Below are 17,890 nucleotides of genomic sequence, written 5' to 3' on the forward strand. Positions count from 1 at the left end.
TTCACTAGAAGGGGTGCATCATCATTCATCATATGGATATACAATCACTGGCGGAATCCATCCGCTCAAACGTTTCCAGCGTCATCGTGGGCAAGGATGACCTGATTGATAAGCTGTTCATCGCTCTGGTTACGTCCGGTCACGTTCTACTGCAGGATGTGCCGGGCACCGGTAAAACGATGCTGGCTAAAGCTTTGGCAAAATCGGTGGAATGCGAGTTTAAAAGAGTCCAGTTTACACCGGATCTGCTGCCCTCGGACGTAAGCGGCATTTCGTACTTTAATCCCAAGTCCTCGGAGTTTGTGTTCCGTCCGGGACCGTTATTTACGAATATTTTACTGGGCGATGAAATCAACCGTGCATCACCCAGAACACAATCAAGCCTGCTGGAATGCATGGAGGAGCGGCAGATTACGATTGATGGCATTACGCATACGCTGGAGGAGCCCTTTATGGTCATTGCCACCCAGAATCCACTGGAGCAGCAAGGCACCTTCCCATTGCCTGAGGCGCAGCTGGATCGTTTTCTGTTTCAGCTTTCGATGGGATATCCTGAGACGGACGAGAGCATCCAGATCCTAAGGCGCTTTATAGAAGGGAAGCCGCTTCAGGAGCTGCAAGCCGTCGTTACGGTGAAGCAGCTGATCGATGCCAGGGAAACGGCACAGGGTGTGCATGTCAGCGATCCGATGCTAGAGTATATCACGCAGCTGGCCGAACGAACGAGAGGGGATGAGGCGGTTGTGATCGGCATTAGCCCACGCGGCTGTCAAGCCCTGCTAAAAGCAGCTCAGGTGCAGGCAATTCTAGGAGGCCGGGGCTACGTCATTCCGGATGATGTGAAGGCACTGGCTATTCCGGTATGGGCACATCGTCTCGTACTAAAAGGGACATATCTGAGCCGATCCAGCTCCTCGGCATCAGAAGTGATTTCCCGCATTCTGCAGGAGGTCCCGGTGCCTACAGAAGATCCGGAAGCCCTATAGGAGCAGAGCTATGGGAGCTTACTGGGTTCTGTTCATTGCCGCTTTGCTTCTGCTGCTGCAGGCTTATTTATTCCGCAGATTTGCGTTATCCCGGCTTCAGTATTCCCGTGTTTTTCAGGTGACCACCTGCTATGTAGGGGATACTGTGGAGCTGATCGAAAGAATCGAAAACAAGAAAGCGCTGCCTGTTCCCTGGCTGCGAGTAGAATCACAATTCAGGAGCGGACTGTATTTCAAGGGACAGCCCAATCTGGATGTCAGTGAAGGGGAGTATCATCAAAATCACAAAAGCTTTTTCAGCCTGATGCCCTGGACTCGAATCATTAGACGACATCAGGTGATAGCCCGGCAGCGCGGAGTCTATGTACTGGGCACCGTATCCATGACGGCTGGAGATTTGATCGGTATGTCCAAGGTGGTCAGAAGTCATCAGTTGAACGGCGTGCTGTATGTCTACCCCGTACCACTGGATATTTCGCAGATGGAGCTGCCGGTGAAGACGTGGATGGGAGACATGCTGGTCAAGCGATGGCTGCTTCCGGACCCGTTTCAAACCTCCGGTATTCGGGAATACCGGGAAGGCGATGACGTCAAGGATATTCACTGGAAAGCCAGTGCCCGCAGCGGAGAGCTTCAAGTGTACCGTAAAGAAGCTACTGCCGACAGCAGGATCATGATCTATCTCAATGTGGAGGACCATGAGCATATGTGGAGCCGAGCTACCCATACCGAAGCGCTGGAATACGGGGTTTCTCTGGCTGCAGGCATTGCCGTCCATCTGCTGTCACAGGGCATGGTTGTGGGCTTTGGCAGTAATGGAACGACGGACCGTGACTCCAAGCTAACGACCTTGATTCCCGCTGGAGGCGGTCCTGCACAGTGCGAGGATATTCTGGCAGTGCTTGCTGCCCTGGACTTTCGCCGTGCCGGATCATTTCATGATTATCTGGAGCTGGAGCTGCCACAGTCCGGCTGCGGGCATGATATTGTGCTGCTGACCTCGTATAAGAATGAAAAGCTGGAACGTCTAATGGATCAATACCGTCAGGATGGATATACCATACAGCTTCTTACACTGGACAATCACAGCATCACGAAGCAGGAGGTGCAGCGATGAGAATTCGTGCCGGACGAGCTCTGCTTCGCGTACTGACTCAAGGAGCAGTGGAATGTCTGTTGTTCTTTCCGCTGCTCTGTATACCGGGTATGCTTGGGAAGCAACAGATCTCCTTTACGTTTCTGTTTGCTCTCTTGCTGGTTATTGGATATGGCGCGGGCTGGGTTATTCATCAAGGAATCAAGCAGAATCACCGCTGGAAAAGGGCTGCAGGCGCCTTGCTCTGGACGCTCAGCGTCTCCAGTCTGACCTTCGGAATGACATGGGTGTCGATGGCCGCAGCTCCTTTCGTATGTATTTCGTTTTACCGGGGGGGACGCATGGGGTCTGAGAAATGGTCCGTGATGTTTCCAGGCAGCTATTTTTTGAGTGGCTTGATCTTGTACGGATTAACAAGCCTCTGGATCCAGTTCTCCCCGCCATTTCAACAATATCAGGCCCTGCTGACCTGGATGGGCGCAGTGGCATTAACGATTACATTGCTGTGGTCTAACCGAAGCTATGTGGAGGAAAATACGCTATCAGATCAGGAGCAACCGGTCTTGGAGAATAAAGTGCTGCTGCACAACCAGATCTGGGTCTGGCTGCTTCTGGTGATCATTGCAGCCGTTGTGCTGCTGCCTCAGCTTAGAAGCCTCGCGGAAGAGGCATGGCACAGCCTCTTATCCTGGCTTGCTTCTTGGCTGAAGCAGCCGGAGCAGGTCCCTCCAGCAGAACCGCGTCCTCTGCCTGAAGGACCTCCGCCAATGCTGCCCGGCGAAGAGGAAGCTTCACAGCCTCCGGCCTGGATGCGTTGGGCAGAGCGTTTTTTTATGAACGCTGTATTGGCCATAGCCGGGATCGGGGCACTTTATATCCTGTATAAGCTGATGCGGAATATGAATGGCTGGCTGTCCCGGCTGTCAAGATGGCTGCAGCAGCTGCAGCAGCGTTCCCAAGAGCACGGTCTTGCTGAAGGGTTTGAGGATACGGTGGAGGTAATTAAGCCAGAGCGCAAGGTGACAAGGCACGGCCGGCGTTCCAGGTCAGAGCGGAAGAAGGCGACCGGCGCATGGGCGAAGGACCACAGAATGGCAGTGCGGCAGCTGTATCAGCAATTTTTGCTGAAAAGTATCTCCAGGGGTTACCGGTTCAAGCGCTATATGACGCCTCGGGAGACCCTGGAGGATCTACAAAACTTTGAGTCTGCCAAAGTGAATGCCCCGGAGGAGTTGACTGCTCTGTACGAGAAGGCGAGATATGGAAATGAACCTATAAATCAGGAGCATATTCAGCATTTGAAGCAACTACTGAAGAAGACGAAGAAGCAGGAGTGAGCAACAACCATGTCCGTTCTTTGGGATCCGCCGTACAGCGCATTATCTTTTGACTAAATCTAAATGAATTCAGGGTGGATAGATTCACCCTGAATTCTATGGGGAGGAATTTATGAGTAAAATGTTACTAGTACCTGATATTTTAAAGCAAATTGTAACGACAGAACAAAAAGTAATTTCCCAAGATTCGAACCTTATTACTTATCAATTTAAGGTTTCAATCCCTGAGGATTATCTTGATAAACATAACATTTCTGGATTCAACTTTTCTCTCCATGCAGATCAAGTCAATTCAACATCCAGAAAAACTATTTTTAGGGCTTTTATTCCTTTAATATTAGTTGATTTTAACATCAAGCCAGTTGATTAATCAAAATATGTAACTGCAATCATTCATACTCAATGGTCATCAGACGTTGTATGCTTATCATCGATTTAACTGGGAGTTTATCCAAAAGCAACAAGCGAGCATAACGAATAAATAACGTGAGAATATTTAAAAGTCGTTTTGATGACCGCTAATGAGGTTTAGTGGACATCGGGGTAAAGTAAAAGAATCTCATTTTCAAGCTGCATAGAGTCCTTAGCGTATATTTTCGTTAAAATGGTTTGCTGGACCCCTACATCGAGATTACCACAACTAAACGTAAGTGGAGAGGGCTGGTATATAATAATGAAAAGAACGAGAAAAATTATTTGGGTTCTATCTCTTATTCTACTTTTTGGTTTTTTTATCTTTGTTTTTTTTGGAAACCCCATAAAATACTACACTCTCAAAGGAGAATTCGAAAAATTCTTAGAAGAAAAACACGACCAAGAATTTATTGTGGGTAGGATTAGCTTTGATATCATGCACAGAACCTATCATTCCTACGCAACTCCCAAGAATGATCGTAAACTAAAGTTCTATATAGGACAAAACAATATAACCAGAGAAATTGATGAAGCATATGAATATGAAAAAAATAGACTTTATGAGAGTAATAAAGGAGCCATTCCTGCAATTATATGAAGGGTCATGGAATGGGACACATTCACTGCCCGAATACAAGGAGCACGCCGGACCATCGACTTTCGTGAAATTGAATCGGCAAGCTATATGCCTGGAAAAAATAACGTGAGGCCCCAGATTTCACCTAATGAGATCGTGGGCTTCTTTTGTTGTCCACGGTCGATCAGGCCGTTTACATACACATTCACAACTGCATATTTGGCGCTCCGGATCTCGAAAAAAATGAGAGGCTGAGGACTTATTTTTTTGTCTAAATAGGCGGGCCAACGTGGAGAGCAGTGAGCACTAGGCAAAAACCGCTCAAGGCGAAGTTGGAATCCGATGTAGAGCACGTAGTGCCGCCGAACCGTAAATACCAGACGGACCCACGTATACTCGTTAAGGGGTAGTACCAGCGTAGCTGATACCATCCGCGAACGTATGGATTAAATAGGAAATTTGTTAATAGCCTCGTTATATTCTAATTGTGCATCAGCAATTGCCAATTTCGAATACACTTCCAACGATTTTCTACTTTCGTGCCCAGAATACGGTTGAATCAGAGCGTCGTCGATCCCTTGCCAGACAGATTATGAGATAACTTGGCCTCCTTCGAGTATTTGGTTAAATTCTTACGAATGCCTCTATCCGTGTATTTCTTTTTCTAAGACGACTCGAATAAATAGACAGCTTGCTTCTTTTTCATTGAATCTGTGTGCATGGCCAACAACTCTTTGAATGATTCGGGGAACGGGATAATGCGGTCTTTACTGTCCTTTCCTTTGTTAATCCGTATCTGGCAGTAATGAAAGTCGATGTCGGCCAACTTAATATAGATTGACTCACTGACCCGGACGCCGGTACATCAGAGTCTTTACGATCATCATTTCCTGAAAATCTTTGGCTTTTCAAACTACTTCATAGTAACGTTTCAGTTCTTTTTCTGTCGGTACATAGGGCGGTTTTTTAGAAGGCTTGGGAACCTCGATTTCAAGTTCACTCCTCAAATGCTGAAAAAGACTCTTCAAATAAGCATACTCTGACCGTTCTGCGCGAAAATATTTCGCCAGTTCACGTGCTTTCTTTTTCGCGGATACGCGTTTTTTAATCATGGGAGTTCACCTTCCAATTGCAGTCTTTCCTTCATGTCCAATCGGAATGTACCATATGGATTAACATGTGTATAGAATAAGGGCGTTACCGCACGTAAATCTTCCAATATCATTAGATCAAACCACTTCTTCTCTGATAAGACGTTCTGAAACATGATGGTATTAATGTTAGACCAGGCAATTTTGCAACAGATGAAGAGATAAATCGGTCTCTTGATTTTCCATAGGATTAGTGGTGATTTCTCCACCCTTGTCATAGAAGATAAACCTATTCGTTAATTTGAGCTAATGTGAAAAAGACTGCTATACACTAAAACGTAATATCAGTACCGCACGCGGATAAATATTAGCTTCATAATTCGACAAAATATTTCGAGTCTGATTGAGTATTTGTGACCATTCACAGAAATATTCAAAAATGATAGGATAGACCCAGAAATGAAAGGGGTTGATCTCAAGTAAGTTGAACTTCTTCTGTGCACTAAATTCTAAATTCAAAGTTAAGTGTTGTTCTAAGACTATGGATGTGTTTTTCATGTTGAAAAATTTGTGTAAATTGTCGCGCTAGACAAGGTTTTAAAAATTTGATGTATTCAACTCCGAGACTTACACAACCACACCAATATCAAAAGATTTCCCCCTGTCATACTCAGCATCTCAATAACATCTGTAGTTTTTTGAAATTATAATCGAATATACTAAATAGAGCCGGGGATCATAATCTCCGGCTTTTGGCTTAAAACATTAATCGTGCCCGGTTCGTTTAGAAAGTGAGGGACAGGAGAGGTGAATTAATAGATGAAAATCAATAAATTAAATTCCATTATTCTGCTACTTGCAGTTGCATTAGGTTTTATACTTGGGTGGCTCTTGATGCCTAGTGTTGTAAATGATAAATGGACTCCGGATAAGATCAGTCTTTACTATAATGAAGAACAAAGCCAAGTTACAAAAGTAGAGCAGCCACAAATTTTCGATCAGATCATTCATTTAATTATATTTGAAAAAGGAGATATGATGTCAGGAGGAAATCCTCCATTATCTGAAGAAGAGATCAATGAGATGAAAAAATCTGCAGTAGAATACTTCTATAATAAACCGATCTCCATACAGATCAATAACGGAGATGGTAAATCCGAAAAAATAAAATTCAAATCTATTCTTTTTCCAATAGATGAAAAATGGAACGGTGCGGCATATATACAAACAACCGATTCAACTTATTTGTATTTCGTATCAAGGCCGAATTTAGATTTCATATTAAGGCATATCTAATATTGACTCTTACGGTTCATTTTTTTATTGCGGTGTAGTCTTAAAGGTGGTTAGTACAGATACTTAAAATGAAACTATTCTAGACAATAAAAATATCCAATATAATCCATGTGTTTGCGGGTGGTGTCAGCTACGCTGGTACTACCCCATTAAGGCGTAACCATGCCTGAGCCAAGAGTGATGGATTCTTTTTTTTTCAGAAAAGACTAATCTTTTATTCGACAAAATCCGATATAAGAATTACATATTTTTCATCAAAGTGTAGACGTAAGGTGGAAAATATTATAATATGAACACTTGTAACGTGAATTTTATAGTAAAGGCGGTGCTAAACTACTTCAAAAGTGTCATTTTATTAATCTAATTATGACAATATCGTAACTGTCTCGTCCTGTCGTACTGTTTATCTTAACCCTACATCGGAGGCGACATTTTGAAAATAAAATATTTAGTATCCAGTGCTCTCGTCGTAACGCTCACCATGACGGCTACCTTCACCGGAGCATTGGGGAAAGCCCAAGCGCAGTCCGGGACTCAGAGCTACAGCGCATCAGCCGGTTACAGCAGTACAGCGGGCCAAGATCCATGGAGATATCAGAAGCTGTCCGGCACCGTGTTCTCAGACCTGGGCTATAATTCAGCCACTCGTCGCTGGGATCATAGCGGCTCTTATCCATGGGTATCGTCCAATGCGGGGCATCCTGGCAAGGATTTTGATTCTGTTCGAACATGGGTAGCGCCGGCAGACGGCAAGATTTCGATCAGCGGCACGGTGGCCAAGGGGGATTCGCTGGGAGATGGTATCCGAGCCATCATACAAAAGGACTCGGTAAAGCTATGGAGTGCTCATGTGACGTCTAAGGCGGAGGTAACCCCTAGCGGAGTATCGGAGGTTCCGGTGAAGCAGGGAGCGAAGATTCATTTTATTATCAACAGGGTGAATTCGATCAACAATGACCATACCTTATGGAATCCCCGCGTTGACTTTACTCCGGCACAGTCGCCAGCAGCAGGCATATCTGATTCAAGCGGAGCTACGGCAGAGACCCCACCTGTTAATCATCTAAATGTTGAGGGATTTGGCGCAGTTGCCAATGACAACAAAGATGATTATGCAGCTTTTGTAGCTGCATTGGATCAAGCGAAGAAAGAGGGCAAGAGCGTGTATGTTCCGGCCGGGAGCTTTCACTTAAGCCGGATTCTCACACTGGATGGTGTTAGCTTGAAGGGTGCAGGGCCTCAGGTGACTACGTTGATATCAACCAATCCCGAGAACGGGTCCATTGATATGAAAGGCGTCGGGGTTCAGCTAAGAGATCTCAAGCATACGTACAGTACCGTCGTTCCTCGCGGTAATGGTGCCAATGAGAAGAACAGCATTACAGTTCGCGGTGCATCTCAATTTCTAATTGACAATGTTTATGTATACAAAGCAAGCACTGCCGGGATTCTCGTGCAGGGGCAGGCGAAGCAGGGTGTCATCTCGAACAGCAGAGTAGAAGCAACAAATGCGGATGGCATTCATGTCACCGATGGCAGCAGCTATATTACAGTGTCGGGGAATACCGTGAAAGGTGTAGGAGATGATACGATCGCTGTCGTCAGCTATCTGCAGGATGGAGCAGCGGTTCATCATGTGACCATCAAGGACAATGATACAGGATATGGCTCGAAGGCGCGCGGAATTGCAGTTGTCGGTGGATTCCATGTAGATATTCAAGGCAATAGTGTCAAGGATACGAACATGGCAGGCATCTATATTGCCGTGGAGGGCAGCTACAATACGGCTAACGTAAACCATATCCATATTGATAATAACGTGGTGGACCATACAGGAATCAGTGCACCGCAGAAGCATCCCAATGCGTTGGTATATGCTTCCCAAGGCAGCATCGACAACGTTACCTTCAGTAACAATATGTTCCGGAATGCCGCCCATCGGGGCCTTGGCGTATGGGGCGACGGAAACATCAAGAACATTTACTTTACCAACAATACGCTCATCAACAGCGTAGGTGCCAATACAACATTCAGCAATGGAATCATCCATCTGATGCAAAATATCGGGTTTTAAACCAGGCTGCCAAGGCCGATGTAAAGCTTCTCTTGAAAAATAAAACAGAAAATGTCGGGATCAGGTAGCGCTGATGCCGGCATTTTTTATTTTTCAAGAAAACGTCGTAACGTTATTAACCGAGAGTACTCATTGTGAAACAGAAAATGACGATAATTGTCGAATTGATTTAAATTCGTTTACAGTGCTCCAGAGTCAGGTAAAAGTATAGGGACTAAAGTCATCATCGACAAAGGAGGCGCTGCATGCGTATTAGTAAACCCCAAAGAAGACTCTGGCTCACGGGCCTGGGGGTCGTTGTGCTGATCTCGGTGATTCTGGTGAGCGTCAGGATATTGGGCAGCCACACCCTGTCCATTGAGGACTGTGGTGCGGTCGCGGATGACGGCCAAGATGATGTCGAGGCGATTCAGGCATGTATTGATCAGGCTCAAGACCAAAGAAAGCCGCTGCTCATCCCCGAAGGACAGTATGAAATGAGCAGGAGCATCACGTTAACCGGAATGATCATGAAGGGAGAAGGAGCCGGGTCGATCCTGGTTTCCACAAATCCTGCTCAAGGCTCAATCATCCTGAGGGGCGAGGGCGTCGAGCTGCGTGATCTGACACACCGCTACGCATCGGTCGTGGCGCGGGGGGATGGTGCGAATGAGAAGAACAGTATTACGGTGACGCAAGCGGAGAAGTTCGGGATCCATCAGGTTACGGTACATAAAGCGAGTACAGCTGGAATTTTGGTGACAGGAGGGTCCCGGAATGGTCAAGTTATGAACAATGTGATCCAGGATACCGGGGCAGATGGAATTCACATTACAGGCGAGAGCAGCAACATTACCGTGGAAGGCAACAAGGTCTCCGGAACAGGCGATGATGCCATTGCTGTCGTTAGCTACAAAGAGGACAAGGAGGCCGTACGCGACATTCAGATCCGCAAGAACAATGTCGGTTACGGCTCCAGTGCCCGGGGAATTTCTGTTGTCGGCGGTAAGCAGGTGCTCATTGATTCCAACACAGTACAGGATACAAGTATGGCTGGAATCTATCTCGCTTCGGAGAAAAACTGGAACACAGCAGATACGCTTGATATTACAGTGACTCACAATGAAATTCACCACACGGGCACTCGAGCAGGAAGTGGACACCCCAATCTGTTGATTTATGCTTCACATGGGAAGGTGGACCGGATCAGGGTAGAGGACAATATCTTGAGAGGTGCGGAGCATGACGGCATCGGAATCTGGGGCGAGGGGGAGATCGGAGAGATTCAATTCAGCCGTAATCAGGTGGAGGGCTCCCGGCTTTCTCCAACAAAATTCATGAAAGGAACGGTATCCAGCGATCATAACCTGGGCTTTTAAAAAAAAAAATGCGTGCTGATGACCTTCCTCTGCTGAAAAAGAGGGGGGTCTTTTTATTTGTATTTGCTTGTCTGCTTGCTTATAAAAAACCTTCTATATATATCGTGCTCAATAAATAGCCATATTGTTAATTTAAAGCGCTTACATCAATTTTCCATATCCTTCACCACATCCACTTAATAGTTCTTAAGTTGTTAAATATTTGAATGTTTCAGGGACTTAAGAGGGGGTTAAACCTAAAACTATCGCAGGATAATAAGAGGTAAAAAGTCCTTACAAATTCTAGAAATATAGGATTAGAGGTATACGCTCCGGCATCCTCATGTACGACCGCTCCCGGTCGTAGATGTGACCATACATAGATGCATTTTGAGAACAGCAACACCAAATTCAGATGACGGAGGGAAAGCGATGGAGTTAAAGGAGTATTTCAGGGTGATCACCCGGAAATGGTGGATTCCTGTGATTACCGTATTCTGCTGTCTGGCGCTGGTGTATGTGTACACCACGTTTTATGACAAGCCTGTGTATGAGGCTTCAGCAGATCTGATTGTGAACCAGCCTGCAGGTGCCGATGCAGGGGAGTCGCTGGTAAATCCGAATTCGATCAACACCAACCTGATGCTGATCAATACGTACAGGCAGATCATGACCTCAGAAGCGATTACGAAATACGTATCACAGCAGCATCCGGAGCTGGGATTAAGTCCTCAGGAGCTCAGCAGCAAGGTCACCATCAATACGATGAAGGATACCCAGGTCATTAATCTTTCGGCCAGGGATGCATCGTACGAACGTGCGGCTGTCATCGTCAACGCGGTATCGCAGGTGTTCATTGAGCGAGTGTCCACCATCATGAACGTGGATAATGTCAGCATTTTAAACGAAGCGAATCTTAACGCTTCTCCAGACCCGGTAAATAACCGGGCAGTCATTCTTTATCTGTTCGCAGCGATGCTGGGACTTGTGCTTGGTTACGGCATTCTATTCCTGATCAGCTATCTGGACGACTCCATTACTTCCGAGCAGGAAATTGAGCAGGTGCTGGGATTGACCGTGCTGGCTAAGACACGGAAAGCCAAAAAGCGCGATTGGGTGCAGCAGAACAAGCAGGATGCCAAGCCGGCAGCCTCCCCAGCCGCCGCCAAAACCATGAACAAAGCGAACGCAAGGCATCTATAACCAGAGCGGAGGGAATGGAGCGTTGGAAGCCAGAAGAAGCATTCTGATCTATCGAGATCATCTGTTGCCCCCTTCAGAAACGTTCATTCGGGCACAGGCTGAAGGTCTTGTAACCTATCGTCCCTACTACATGGGCTCCCGGCTGGTCCAAGGGATTGAGATTGAGGAGGAGGCGCGTTTTGTTGTCAATCGCGGCGGCGCTCTCGGGCGGTTCAAAGAAATCGGCTTCAAGCTGACTGGCTTGAACTGGGGGCTTGCCAGAGAGCTAAGGAAGCTGCAGCCGCAGCTCATTCATGCCCATTTCGGAACGGATGCCGCACTTGCACTGCCGCTGGCCGACCAATTGAGGGTTCCGCTGATTTCAACCTTCCACGGGTATGATGCCACAATGAGGGATGAGTACGCCAAGAAATCTTACTATACCCATCGAAATTATCTGAAAAAAAGATCCCGCCTTCAGCAGGAAGGAGCTCTGTTTATCGCCGTTTCTGACTTTATCAGGCGCAAGCTGATGGATCAGGGGTATCCTGCCCACAAAATTGTAAAGCATTACACCGGCATTGATCCTGCCCGTTTCTGTCCCGATCCGGCTATCCAGAGAAAGCCCATTGTGCTCTTCGTAGGGAGACTGGTAGAGGTAAAGGGCTGTGCCTACCTGCTTCAGGCGATGAAGACCGTGCAGGAGCAGCTGCCGCATGTGCAGCTGGTAGTGATCGGGGATGGCCCGCTGCGCTCAGAGCTGGAGCAGACTGCGAAGCAATCGCTTAGAGATTATCAATTTCTCGGCTTGCAAAGCCCGGCTGAAATCAAGCGCTGGATGAATCAAGCGCAGGTGTTCTGTGCCCCGAGTGTGTCTGTAGAGAGCGGTGCAGAAGAGGGGCTGGGTACCGTCTTTCTGGAAGCAAGCGCAATGGGGCTGCCTGTAGCCAGCTTTGCAACAGGAGGCATTCCTGAAGCGGTGAAGCATGGTGAAACAGGACTGCTGGCGCCAGAGAAAGATATCAAAGCGCTGAGTGAGAACATTCTTTCGATGCTGACCAATGAACTGCAGCGCAAGCGGTTCAGTGAGCAGGGACGTCAATGGGTCAGCGAGCAATTTGATTTATTGCGGCAGAACCGAAAGCTGGAGGAAATTTATCAGTCTGTGTTTCTGTAATTGTCCGCTCTATCATGCTATGAAACGATCAAATATGGGAGGCGAACATCTATGGCCACAGCTGCCGTGGAGCAGGGCCTGATTACAAGCGTGAATCCGAATTCTTCGCTGTCTGAGGCTTACAAAATGCTCCGAACCAACATTCGATACTCTTCCGCGGAGAAAGCCTATAAGGTGCTGCTGATCACCTCCGCTGTAAGCGGAGAAGGGAAGACGACAACGGCGGCCAATCTGGCCGTGACCTATGCCCAGGAAGGACATAAGGTGCTGCTGCTGGAGGGAGATCTGAGGCAGCCTTCGCTGCAGCAGTTCTTTCGGAAGCCACTGGGTCGTCAAGGGCTGACCGATCTGCTGACCGGGCACCACCCCCTGAGCGAATGTATCTCAGAATCCGAGATTCCTGATCTGGATGTGCTTCCCTCAGGAACTGCTACGCCCAAGCCCTCTGAGCTCTTGGGATCGGAACGATTGAAGAGAATCCTCAGTGAGCTGTCGCAGACCTATGACCTGATCATCATGGACTCTCCGCCGTCGATTGCCTATGCCGATGCCCAGATTCTCGCAACCTTATCGGATGGGGTCGTCCTTGTCATTGGAGACGGGATGGCTTCCAAAGCCCAGGTGAAACGGGTCAAGCACAGCATGGAGCATGTGCATGCAGAAATTATCGGAGCTGTATTCAACCAAACCTGACATTTCAAGACACAAGATCGGAGGCTATGACGCAATGAACATGATCAACAATGAAGCCAAGTCGATGGAGTACACCCGCACAGCGTCTTCTAAGCTGGCCTGGGATAAAGGCATTCTGTTTCACTTCACCAAACGAAGCATGGATCTGATCCTCGCGCTTGTAGGCTTGATAGTGCTTCTGCCTGTATTCATCCTGCTGGCCATTATTATCAAGGCGAAGGAGCCTTCCGGCCCTGTTTTTTTCAAGCAGCCCCGTGTCAGTAAGGATTTCAAGCTGTTTCATATTTACAAATTTCGTTCCATGGTGACCGATGCAGAAGTCAAATTAAAGCAAAACCCGGCGCTGTATGAGAAGTATCTTGCCAACAATTACAAGCTGGAGCCTGAAGAAGATCCGCGGATCACGAAGCTGGGACGGTTCTTGCGAAAGAGCAGTCTGGACGAGCTGCCGCAGCTGATCAATGTAATCAAAGGCGAGATGAGTCTTGTCGGACCGCGCCCGGTCGTCGCGAACGAGCTGGTTGAATACAAGGAGAAGAAAGCGGATCTTCTCTCTGTCAAGCCCGGGATTACCGGTTACTGGCAGGTGAGCGGACGCAGCAGTGTCGGTTATCCGGAGCGGGTTCATCTGGAGCTGTATTACGTCTATAACAAATCAATTCTGCTGGACATCAAGATTTTATTTGCAACCGTATGGAATGTGCTGCTGAAAAAGGGAGCTTACTGAGGTGCAGATAAAACAAGGGAAAGGAGACACAGCATGAAGGTTGCAATTGTACATGATTGGCTGACCACTTATGCAGGCTCGGAAAAGGTGCTGGAGCAGATGCTGGAGCTTTTTCCGGAAGCAGATCTCTTCAGTACCGTTGATTTCCTGAGCGGCTCAGAGCGGCAGTTTCTGCGGGGCAAGGAAGTGCATACCTCTTTTATTCAGAAGCTGCCGCTTGCCAAAAAGAAATATCGGCAATATCTTCCGCTTATGCCCATGGCTGTTGAGCAGTTTGACTTATCTCCGTACGACCTGATTCTGTCGAGCTCTCACGCGGTGTCGAAGGGGGTCATCACCGGGCCGAATCAGCTTCATATCTCTTACGTGCATTCACCAATCCGCTATGCCTGGGACCTGCAGCACCAATACCTGAAGGAATCCGGACTTCAAAAGGGCCTGAAGGGAATGGCTGCAAAATGGATGCTTAGCAAAATAAGAATGTGGGATTACCGCACCTCCAATGGAGTGGATTATTTCATCGCGAACTCCGGATTCATCTCCAGCCGGATCTGGAAGGTCTATCGCCGTGAATCCCAGGTGATCTATCCGCCGGCTAACGTCTCAGCCTTCGCCTATCAGGAAGAGAAGGACGATTTCTATCTGACCGCCTCGCGAATGGTTCCATATAAGAAGATGGATCTCATCGTGGAAGCATTCTCGAAGATGCCGGATAAACAGCTGGTCGTGATCGGAGACGGACCGGAGATGGAAAAGGTTCGGCAGCGGGCTGGCAGCAACGTTCAGATCTTGGGCTACCAGGAGGATGAGGTGCTCATTGAGCGGATGCAGCGGGCGAAGGCGTTTGTGTTCGCTGCCGAAGAGGATTTCGGTATTACGGTCGTGGAGGCCCAGGCTTGCGGAACCCCAGTCATTGCTTATGGAAAAGGCGGCTCTCTGGAAACGATCCAGGGGCTGGATTCGCCGAATCCAACCGGCGTGTTCTTCGAGGAGCAAAGTGTTGGCTCTATCATTGCAGGCGTACAGCGGTTTGAAGCAGAAGGCCGCAGAATCTCACCGGAGCAATGCCGGAGAAACGCAATGTCCTTCACTCCGGATGCCTTCAAGCGGAATTTGAAGGATTTCATTGACGCCAAGCTGGCTGTAAAGAGTGCGTCCCGCTTGCGGAGCACAGACCTTGAAATACCTCAAGTACTATAAAGAAAAGGAGAAGATCAGATGAACTTGACGTTTATTGGAACGGGTTATGTAGGGCTGGTATCCGGCGTGTGCTTCTCCGAGATTGGCAATCAGGTGACCTGTGTGGACAGTAATCAGGACAAAATAAAGCAGCTGAACCGGGGGCATGTCCCGATCTATGAGCCGGGACTGAAGGAGTTAATCCAGAAGAATCAATCCCGGGGCCGACTGAAATTTACAAGCCGGCTGTCAGAGGCGGTGCAGGAAGCAGACATCATATTTATCTGCGTAGGAACCCCGCCCCTTGCAAGCGGTGAGGCTGACCTGACCTATATCAAGCAGGCGGCTCAGGACATTGCACTGGAGATGAATGGCTATAAAATCATTGTCACCAAGAGCACCGTTCCAGTCGGCACGAATGATTTGATCTCATCCATCATGCAGCAGCTGTCCCAGCATCCCTTCGATGTCGTATCTACACCGGAATTTCTGCGGGAAGGGACGGCCGTGCAGGACACTCTTCATCCTGATCGGGTCATTATCGGGACGGAGGACGAGCGCGTCGCCGCGAAGATGGCGGAGCTGCACCGGCCCTTGAGCAGCAATATTATGATCACGGATATCCGCAGTGCAGAGATGATCAAGTATGCGTCCAATGCTTTTTTGGCCACGAAAATCTCATTCATTAATGAAATTGCGAACATCTGTGAAAAGGTGGGGGCCGATGTGACCGAGGTCGCGGCAGGCATGGGACAGGACCGGCGGATTGGCTCTTCCTTCCTGCAAGCCGGCATCGGCTATGGCGGCTCTTGCTTCCCTAAGGACACAGATGCATTGATTCAAATTGCCGGAAACGTAGACTATGAGTTCAAGCTGTTGAAATCAGTCGTTGAGGTCAATAAGGATCAGCGCTTCAATGTCATTGCGAAGCTCAAGCACTGCCTTGGTGATTTGAAGGACAAGCAGATCGGAATCTGGGGGCTGGCTTTTAAGCCGAATACGGACGATGTGCGAGAGACGCCAGCCATGGAGATTATGGAGGAGCTGCTGCAGGAAGGCGCCATCGTGAAAGCCTATGATCCCATCGCGGCAGACAATTTCCGCAAAAGCTTCCGTCATGAGGATCTAGTAAAATGGAGCCCTGATGCGAAGGCGGCTGCTGCCGAATGTGATGCCCTGTGTCTCCTGACCGATTGGGCGGAGTTTCAGGATCAGGATCTGAAGGAGCTGCAGCAGCTCATGAAGCAGCCTATCCTGATTGACGGCCGGAATGTCTATTCCCGCGAGCAGGTCAGCCAGACAGACTTTCAATACTATTCGATCGGCCGGCCAGACATCGGAGGATTATATCCTTACAAGGAAGAGAGCATGATGCTCAGCTAATCTAGCCGCTGTGCACCAAGGGAGCGATGTCATGAAAGCAAGAAGCTTATCCATCTGGTGGATGAACCCGACGTACTTGTTCCTGCTGCTGATAAGCATCGTCGTGGCAGGAGCCTACCTGATTCCAGGAGACAGCTATATTACCTTTTATCGGGTAGACAAATATATCCATGATGGCAACCTAGAGTTCCTGATTCTGCCGGCAGTCTGCTTTATCGCGGGAAGCGTAATTGCTTCCCTGACTGCTGGAGCAAGAAGGCCTGCGCGGGAGCAAGTGTTCTCGAGCATGCTGAAGCATCAGGAAGGATACATAAAGGCCTGGATCAAGCTGTTATTCGCCTTGACCCTGTTCGGATACGCAGCCTGGTTCCTGATTATGCTGCAGAACGGCTTCACGCTGTCCCTTTTTCTCAATGTAGTGAAGGGTGAGCCGGGCGCAATTTATGATATTACCGAGAACTTCAAGAGCATCACCGGCGTGACCTCTTTTACGAATTTCGGAATTCCGTTTGTCATCCTGGCCGTGTATTACCAGGTCTCGAACGGCAAGAGAACTTTTAACGGAATGCTGGCCATTGTTGTGCTGCTGACGCTGGTCCGGGCCATCTTCTTCTCCGAGCGTCTTGCGCTCATGGAGATTCTGCTTCCGGCGATTATCATTATGCTGGCGGTAAAGCAGAAACAAGGCAAAAAGCTGCGGCTGGTGCATTACTATCCCTTGATCGGTCTGGCTGCACTGATCGGATTTTTTGGAATTAGCGAGTATTTCAGATCCTGGCTCAGCTTCTATGTGAATGTGTATCCCTCCTTCTGGGAGTTCATTGTCACTCGCTTCTTCGGCTATTACGTAACGGCGCTGAACACAGGGACACTGTATCTGGAGCAGCTTGGATTCCAATCCGTTCCCTTTCCGTATTTCACGCTGGAGTGGATCTGGAAATTTCCCGGAATGAGCGGAGATGCCTACTTCTCTGCATTTGGCATTAATCCTGAGGCGGGAATCAATACCACGCTGGAGAGCTGGGGCAACCCCGAATTTAACAATCCGTCCGGCTTGATGCTTCCTTATCAGGATTACAGTCTGGGCGAGGCGCTGCTGTTCTGGGGTCTGATCGGCTATGTCAGCGGCATGCTGTATGCAGGATTTAAACATGGAGGGACCCTGGGCATGGTCCTGTATCCGATCTGGATGGTCGGAATCCTGGAAATTCCACGATATTTGTATTTCAGCAGCGGCCGGTTTTTCCCATGTTGGATTGTCCTTCTGACGTTTACATTCATGCTTCACTATAATGCCAAAAAGCTGGTCAGCTGGCAGCCAGCCGGAAGGAGAGCATAGCC

General features: G+C 48.2%; 17 protein-coding genes and 1 pseudogene. 15 read left to right on the forward strand and 3 right to left on the reverse strand.

Translation table 11 applies throughout. The features are described 5' to 3' along the window. The first annotated feature begins 32 nt into the window (after positions 1–32). The 5 genes from JJQ72_RS09595 to JJQ72_RS09615 all read left to right on the forward strand — a co-directional run bounded on the left by JJQ72_RS09595 (position 33) and on the right by JJQ72_RS09615 (position 4,431). Positions 33–986 (forward strand): AAA family ATPase, encoded by a 954-nt coding sequence (locus JJQ72_RS09595; RefSeq protein WP_208203497.1) that lies wholly within the window; start codon positions 33–35, stop codon positions 984–986. Positions 987–996: 10 nt separating this feature from the next. Beyond that, entirely contained in the window at positions 997–2,103 is a 1,107-nt protein-coding gene (locus tag JJQ72_RS09600) for a DUF58 domain-containing protein (protein ID WP_208203498.1), read from the forward strand. Next, complete coding sequence (locus JJQ72_RS09605; RefSeq protein WP_208203499.1) at positions 2,100–3,419, forward strand: DUF4129 domain-containing protein; 1,320 nt, start codon at positions 2,100–2,102, stop codon at positions 3,417–3,419. The genes JJQ72_RS09600 and JJQ72_RS09605 overlap by 4 nt, the downstream gene beginning before the upstream one ends. A gap of 112 nt (positions 3,420–3,531) precedes the next feature. Further along, entirely contained in the window at positions 3,532–3,789 is a 258-nt protein-coding gene (locus tag JJQ72_RS09610) for a hypothetical protein (protein WP_208203500.1), read from the forward strand. A 303-nt stretch (positions 3,790–4,092) separates the two neighbouring features. Next, positions 4,093–4,431, forward strand: a complete 339-nt coding sequence (locus JJQ72_RS09615; protein ID WP_208203501.1) for a YfjL-like protein — start codon at positions 4,093–4,095, stop codon at positions 4,429–4,431. A gap of 643 nt (positions 4,432–5,074) precedes the next feature. On the opposite strand, the gene JJQ72_RS20490 is transcribed toward JJQ72_RS09615, so the two are convergent. The 3 genes and pseudogenes from JJQ72_RS20490 to JJQ72_RS20500 form a co-directional block, all read right to left on the reverse strand. Next, positions 5,075–5,236, reverse strand: coding sequence for a site-specific integrase (locus tag JJQ72_RS20490; protein ID WP_233280988.1), 162 nt, complete (start codon positions 5,234–5,236; stop codon positions 5,075–5,077). Positions 5,237–5,318: 82 nt separating this feature from the next. Beyond that, on the reverse strand, positions 5,319–5,522 hold the full coding sequence (locus JJQ72_RS20495; RefSeq protein ID WP_233280987.1) for a hypothetical protein: 204 nt from the start codon (positions 5,520–5,522) through the stop codon (positions 5,319–5,321). Then, positions 5,519–5,795 (reverse strand): annotated as a pseudogene (locus tag JJQ72_RS20500) (Tn3 family transposase); the annotation flags it as partial. The gene JJQ72_RS20495 and the pseudogene JJQ72_RS20500, both read right to left, overlap by 4 nt. Before the next feature lie 525 nt (positions 5,796–6,320). On the opposite strand from JJQ72_RS20500, the gene JJQ72_RS09625 reads away from it, so the two are divergent. The 10 genes from JJQ72_RS09625 to JJQ72_RS09670 all read left to right on the forward strand — a co-directional run bounded on the left by JJQ72_RS09625 (position 6,321) and on the right by JJQ72_RS09670 (position 17,888). Further along, positions 6,321–6,797 (forward strand): hypothetical protein, encoded by a 477-nt coding sequence (locus JJQ72_RS09625; RefSeq protein ID WP_138225993.1) that lies wholly within the window; start codon positions 6,321–6,323, stop codon positions 6,795–6,797. Positions 6,798–7,230: 433 nt separating this feature from the next. Next, positions 7,231–8,871, forward strand: a complete 1,641-nt coding sequence (locus tag JJQ72_RS09630) for a right-handed parallel beta-helix repeat-containing protein (protein ID WP_243895992.1) — start codon at positions 7,231–7,233, stop codon at positions 8,869–8,871. A 245-nt stretch (positions 8,872–9,116) separates the two neighbouring features. Continuing rightward, positions 9,117–10,229, forward strand: a complete 1,113-nt coding sequence (locus JJQ72_RS09635; RefSeq protein WP_208203502.1) for a right-handed parallel beta-helix repeat-containing protein — start codon at positions 9,117–9,119, stop codon at positions 10,227–10,229. A gap of 411 nt (positions 10,230–10,640) precedes the next feature. Beyond that, positions 10,641–11,411 (forward strand): YveK family protein, encoded by a 771-nt coding sequence (locus JJQ72_RS09640; RefSeq protein ID WP_208203503.1) that lies wholly within the window; start codon positions 10,641–10,643, stop codon positions 11,409–11,411. A gap of 22 nt (positions 11,412–11,433) precedes the next feature. Then, entirely contained in the window at positions 11,434–12,567 is a 1,134-nt protein-coding gene (locus JJQ72_RS09645; protein ID WP_243895993.1) for a glycosyltransferase, read from the forward strand. Positions 12,568–12,618: 51 nt separating this feature from the next. Beyond that, a complete protein-coding gene (locus tag JJQ72_RS09650) occupies positions 12,619–13,260 on the forward strand; it encodes a CpsD/CapB family tyrosine-protein kinase (RefSeq protein ID WP_138225989.1) in 642 nt (213 codons plus the stop codon). Positions 13,261–13,324: 64 nt separating this feature from the next. Further along, entirely contained in the window at positions 13,325–13,987 is a 663-nt protein-coding gene (locus JJQ72_RS09655) for a sugar transferase (protein WP_233281238.1), read from the forward strand. A gap of 33 nt (positions 13,988–14,020) precedes the next feature. Beyond that, on the forward strand, positions 14,021–15,187 hold the full coding sequence (locus JJQ72_RS09660; protein ID WP_138225988.1) for a glycosyltransferase family 4 protein: 1,167 nt from the start codon (positions 14,021–14,023) through the stop codon (positions 15,185–15,187). An 18-nt stretch (positions 15,188–15,205) separates the two neighbouring features. Further along, positions 15,206–16,549: a UDP-glucose dehydrogenase family protein gene (locus JJQ72_RS09665; RefSeq protein ID WP_208203504.1), complete on the forward strand. Its 1,344-nt coding sequence runs from the start codon at positions 15,206–15,208 to the stop codon at positions 16,547–16,549. Between the two features lie 31 nt (positions 16,550–16,580). Then, entirely contained in the window at positions 16,581–17,888 is a 1,308-nt protein-coding gene (locus JJQ72_RS09670) for an O-antigen polymerase (RefSeq protein WP_208203505.1), read from the forward strand. The last annotated feature ends 2 nt before the right edge of the window (positions 17,889–17,890 follow it).

The organism is Paenibacillus sp. F411, from assembly GCF_017582705.1.
Classification (GTDB): domain Bacteria; phylum Bacillota; class Bacilli; order Paenibacillales; family Paenibacillaceae; genus Paenibacillus_AQ; species Paenibacillus_AQ algicola.

What these genes read in the sequence shown, in the direction of transcription:
- JJQ72_RS09595 (WP_208203497.1), top strand. Translation starts at nt 33, where the DNA reads ATGGATATACAATCACTGGCGGAATCCATCCGCTCAAACGTTTCCAGC.
- JJQ72_RS09600 (WP_208203498.1), top strand. Translation starts at nt 997, where the DNA reads ATGGGAGCTTACTGGGTTCTGTTCATTGCCGCTTTGCTTCTGCTGCTG.
- JJQ72_RS09605 (WP_208203499.1), top strand. Translation starts at nt 2,100, where the DNA reads ATGAGAATTCGTGCCGGACGAGCTCTGCTTCGCGTACTGACTCAAGGA.
- JJQ72_RS09610 (WP_208203500.1), top strand. Translation starts at nt 3,532, where the DNA reads ATGAGTAAAATGTTACTAGTACCTGATATTTTAAAGCAAATTGTAACG.
- JJQ72_RS09615 (WP_208203501.1), top strand. Translation starts at nt 4,093, where the DNA reads ATGAAAAGAACGAGAAAAATTATTTGGGTTCTATCTCTTATTCTACTT.
- JJQ72_RS20495 (WP_233280987.1), bottom strand. Translation starts at nt 5,522, where the DNA reads ATGATTAAAAAACGCGTATCCGCGAAAAAGAAAGCACGTGAACTGGCG.
- JJQ72_RS09625 (WP_138225993.1), top strand. Translation starts at nt 6,321, where the DNA reads ATGAAAATCAATAAATTAAATTCCATTATTCTGCTACTTGCAGTTGCA.
- JJQ72_RS09635 (WP_208203502.1), top strand. Translation starts at nt 9,117, where the DNA reads ATGCGTATTAGTAAACCCCAAAGAAGACTCTGGCTCACGGGCCTGGGG.
- JJQ72_RS09640 (WP_208203503.1), top strand. Translation starts at nt 10,641, where the DNA reads ATGGAGTTAAAGGAGTATTTCAGGGTGATCACCCGGAAATGGTGGATT.
- JJQ72_RS09650 (WP_138225989.1), top strand. Translation starts at nt 12,619, where the DNA reads ATGGCCACAGCTGCCGTGGAGCAGGGCCTGATTACAAGCGTGAATCCG.
- JJQ72_RS09655 (WP_233281238.1), top strand. Translation starts at nt 13,325, where the DNA reads ATGGAGTACACCCGCACAGCGTCTTCTAAGCTGGCCTGGGATAAAGGC.
- JJQ72_RS09660 (WP_138225988.1), top strand. Translation starts at nt 14,021, where the DNA reads ATGAAGGTTGCAATTGTACATGATTGGCTGACCACTTATGCAGGCTCG.
- JJQ72_RS09665 (WP_208203504.1), top strand. Translation starts at nt 15,206, where the DNA reads ATGAACTTGACGTTTATTGGAACGGGTTATGTAGGGCTGGTATCCGGC.
- JJQ72_RS09670 (WP_208203505.1), top strand. Translation starts at nt 16,581, where the DNA reads ATGAAAGCAAGAAGCTTATCCATCTGGTGGATGAACCCGACGTACTTG.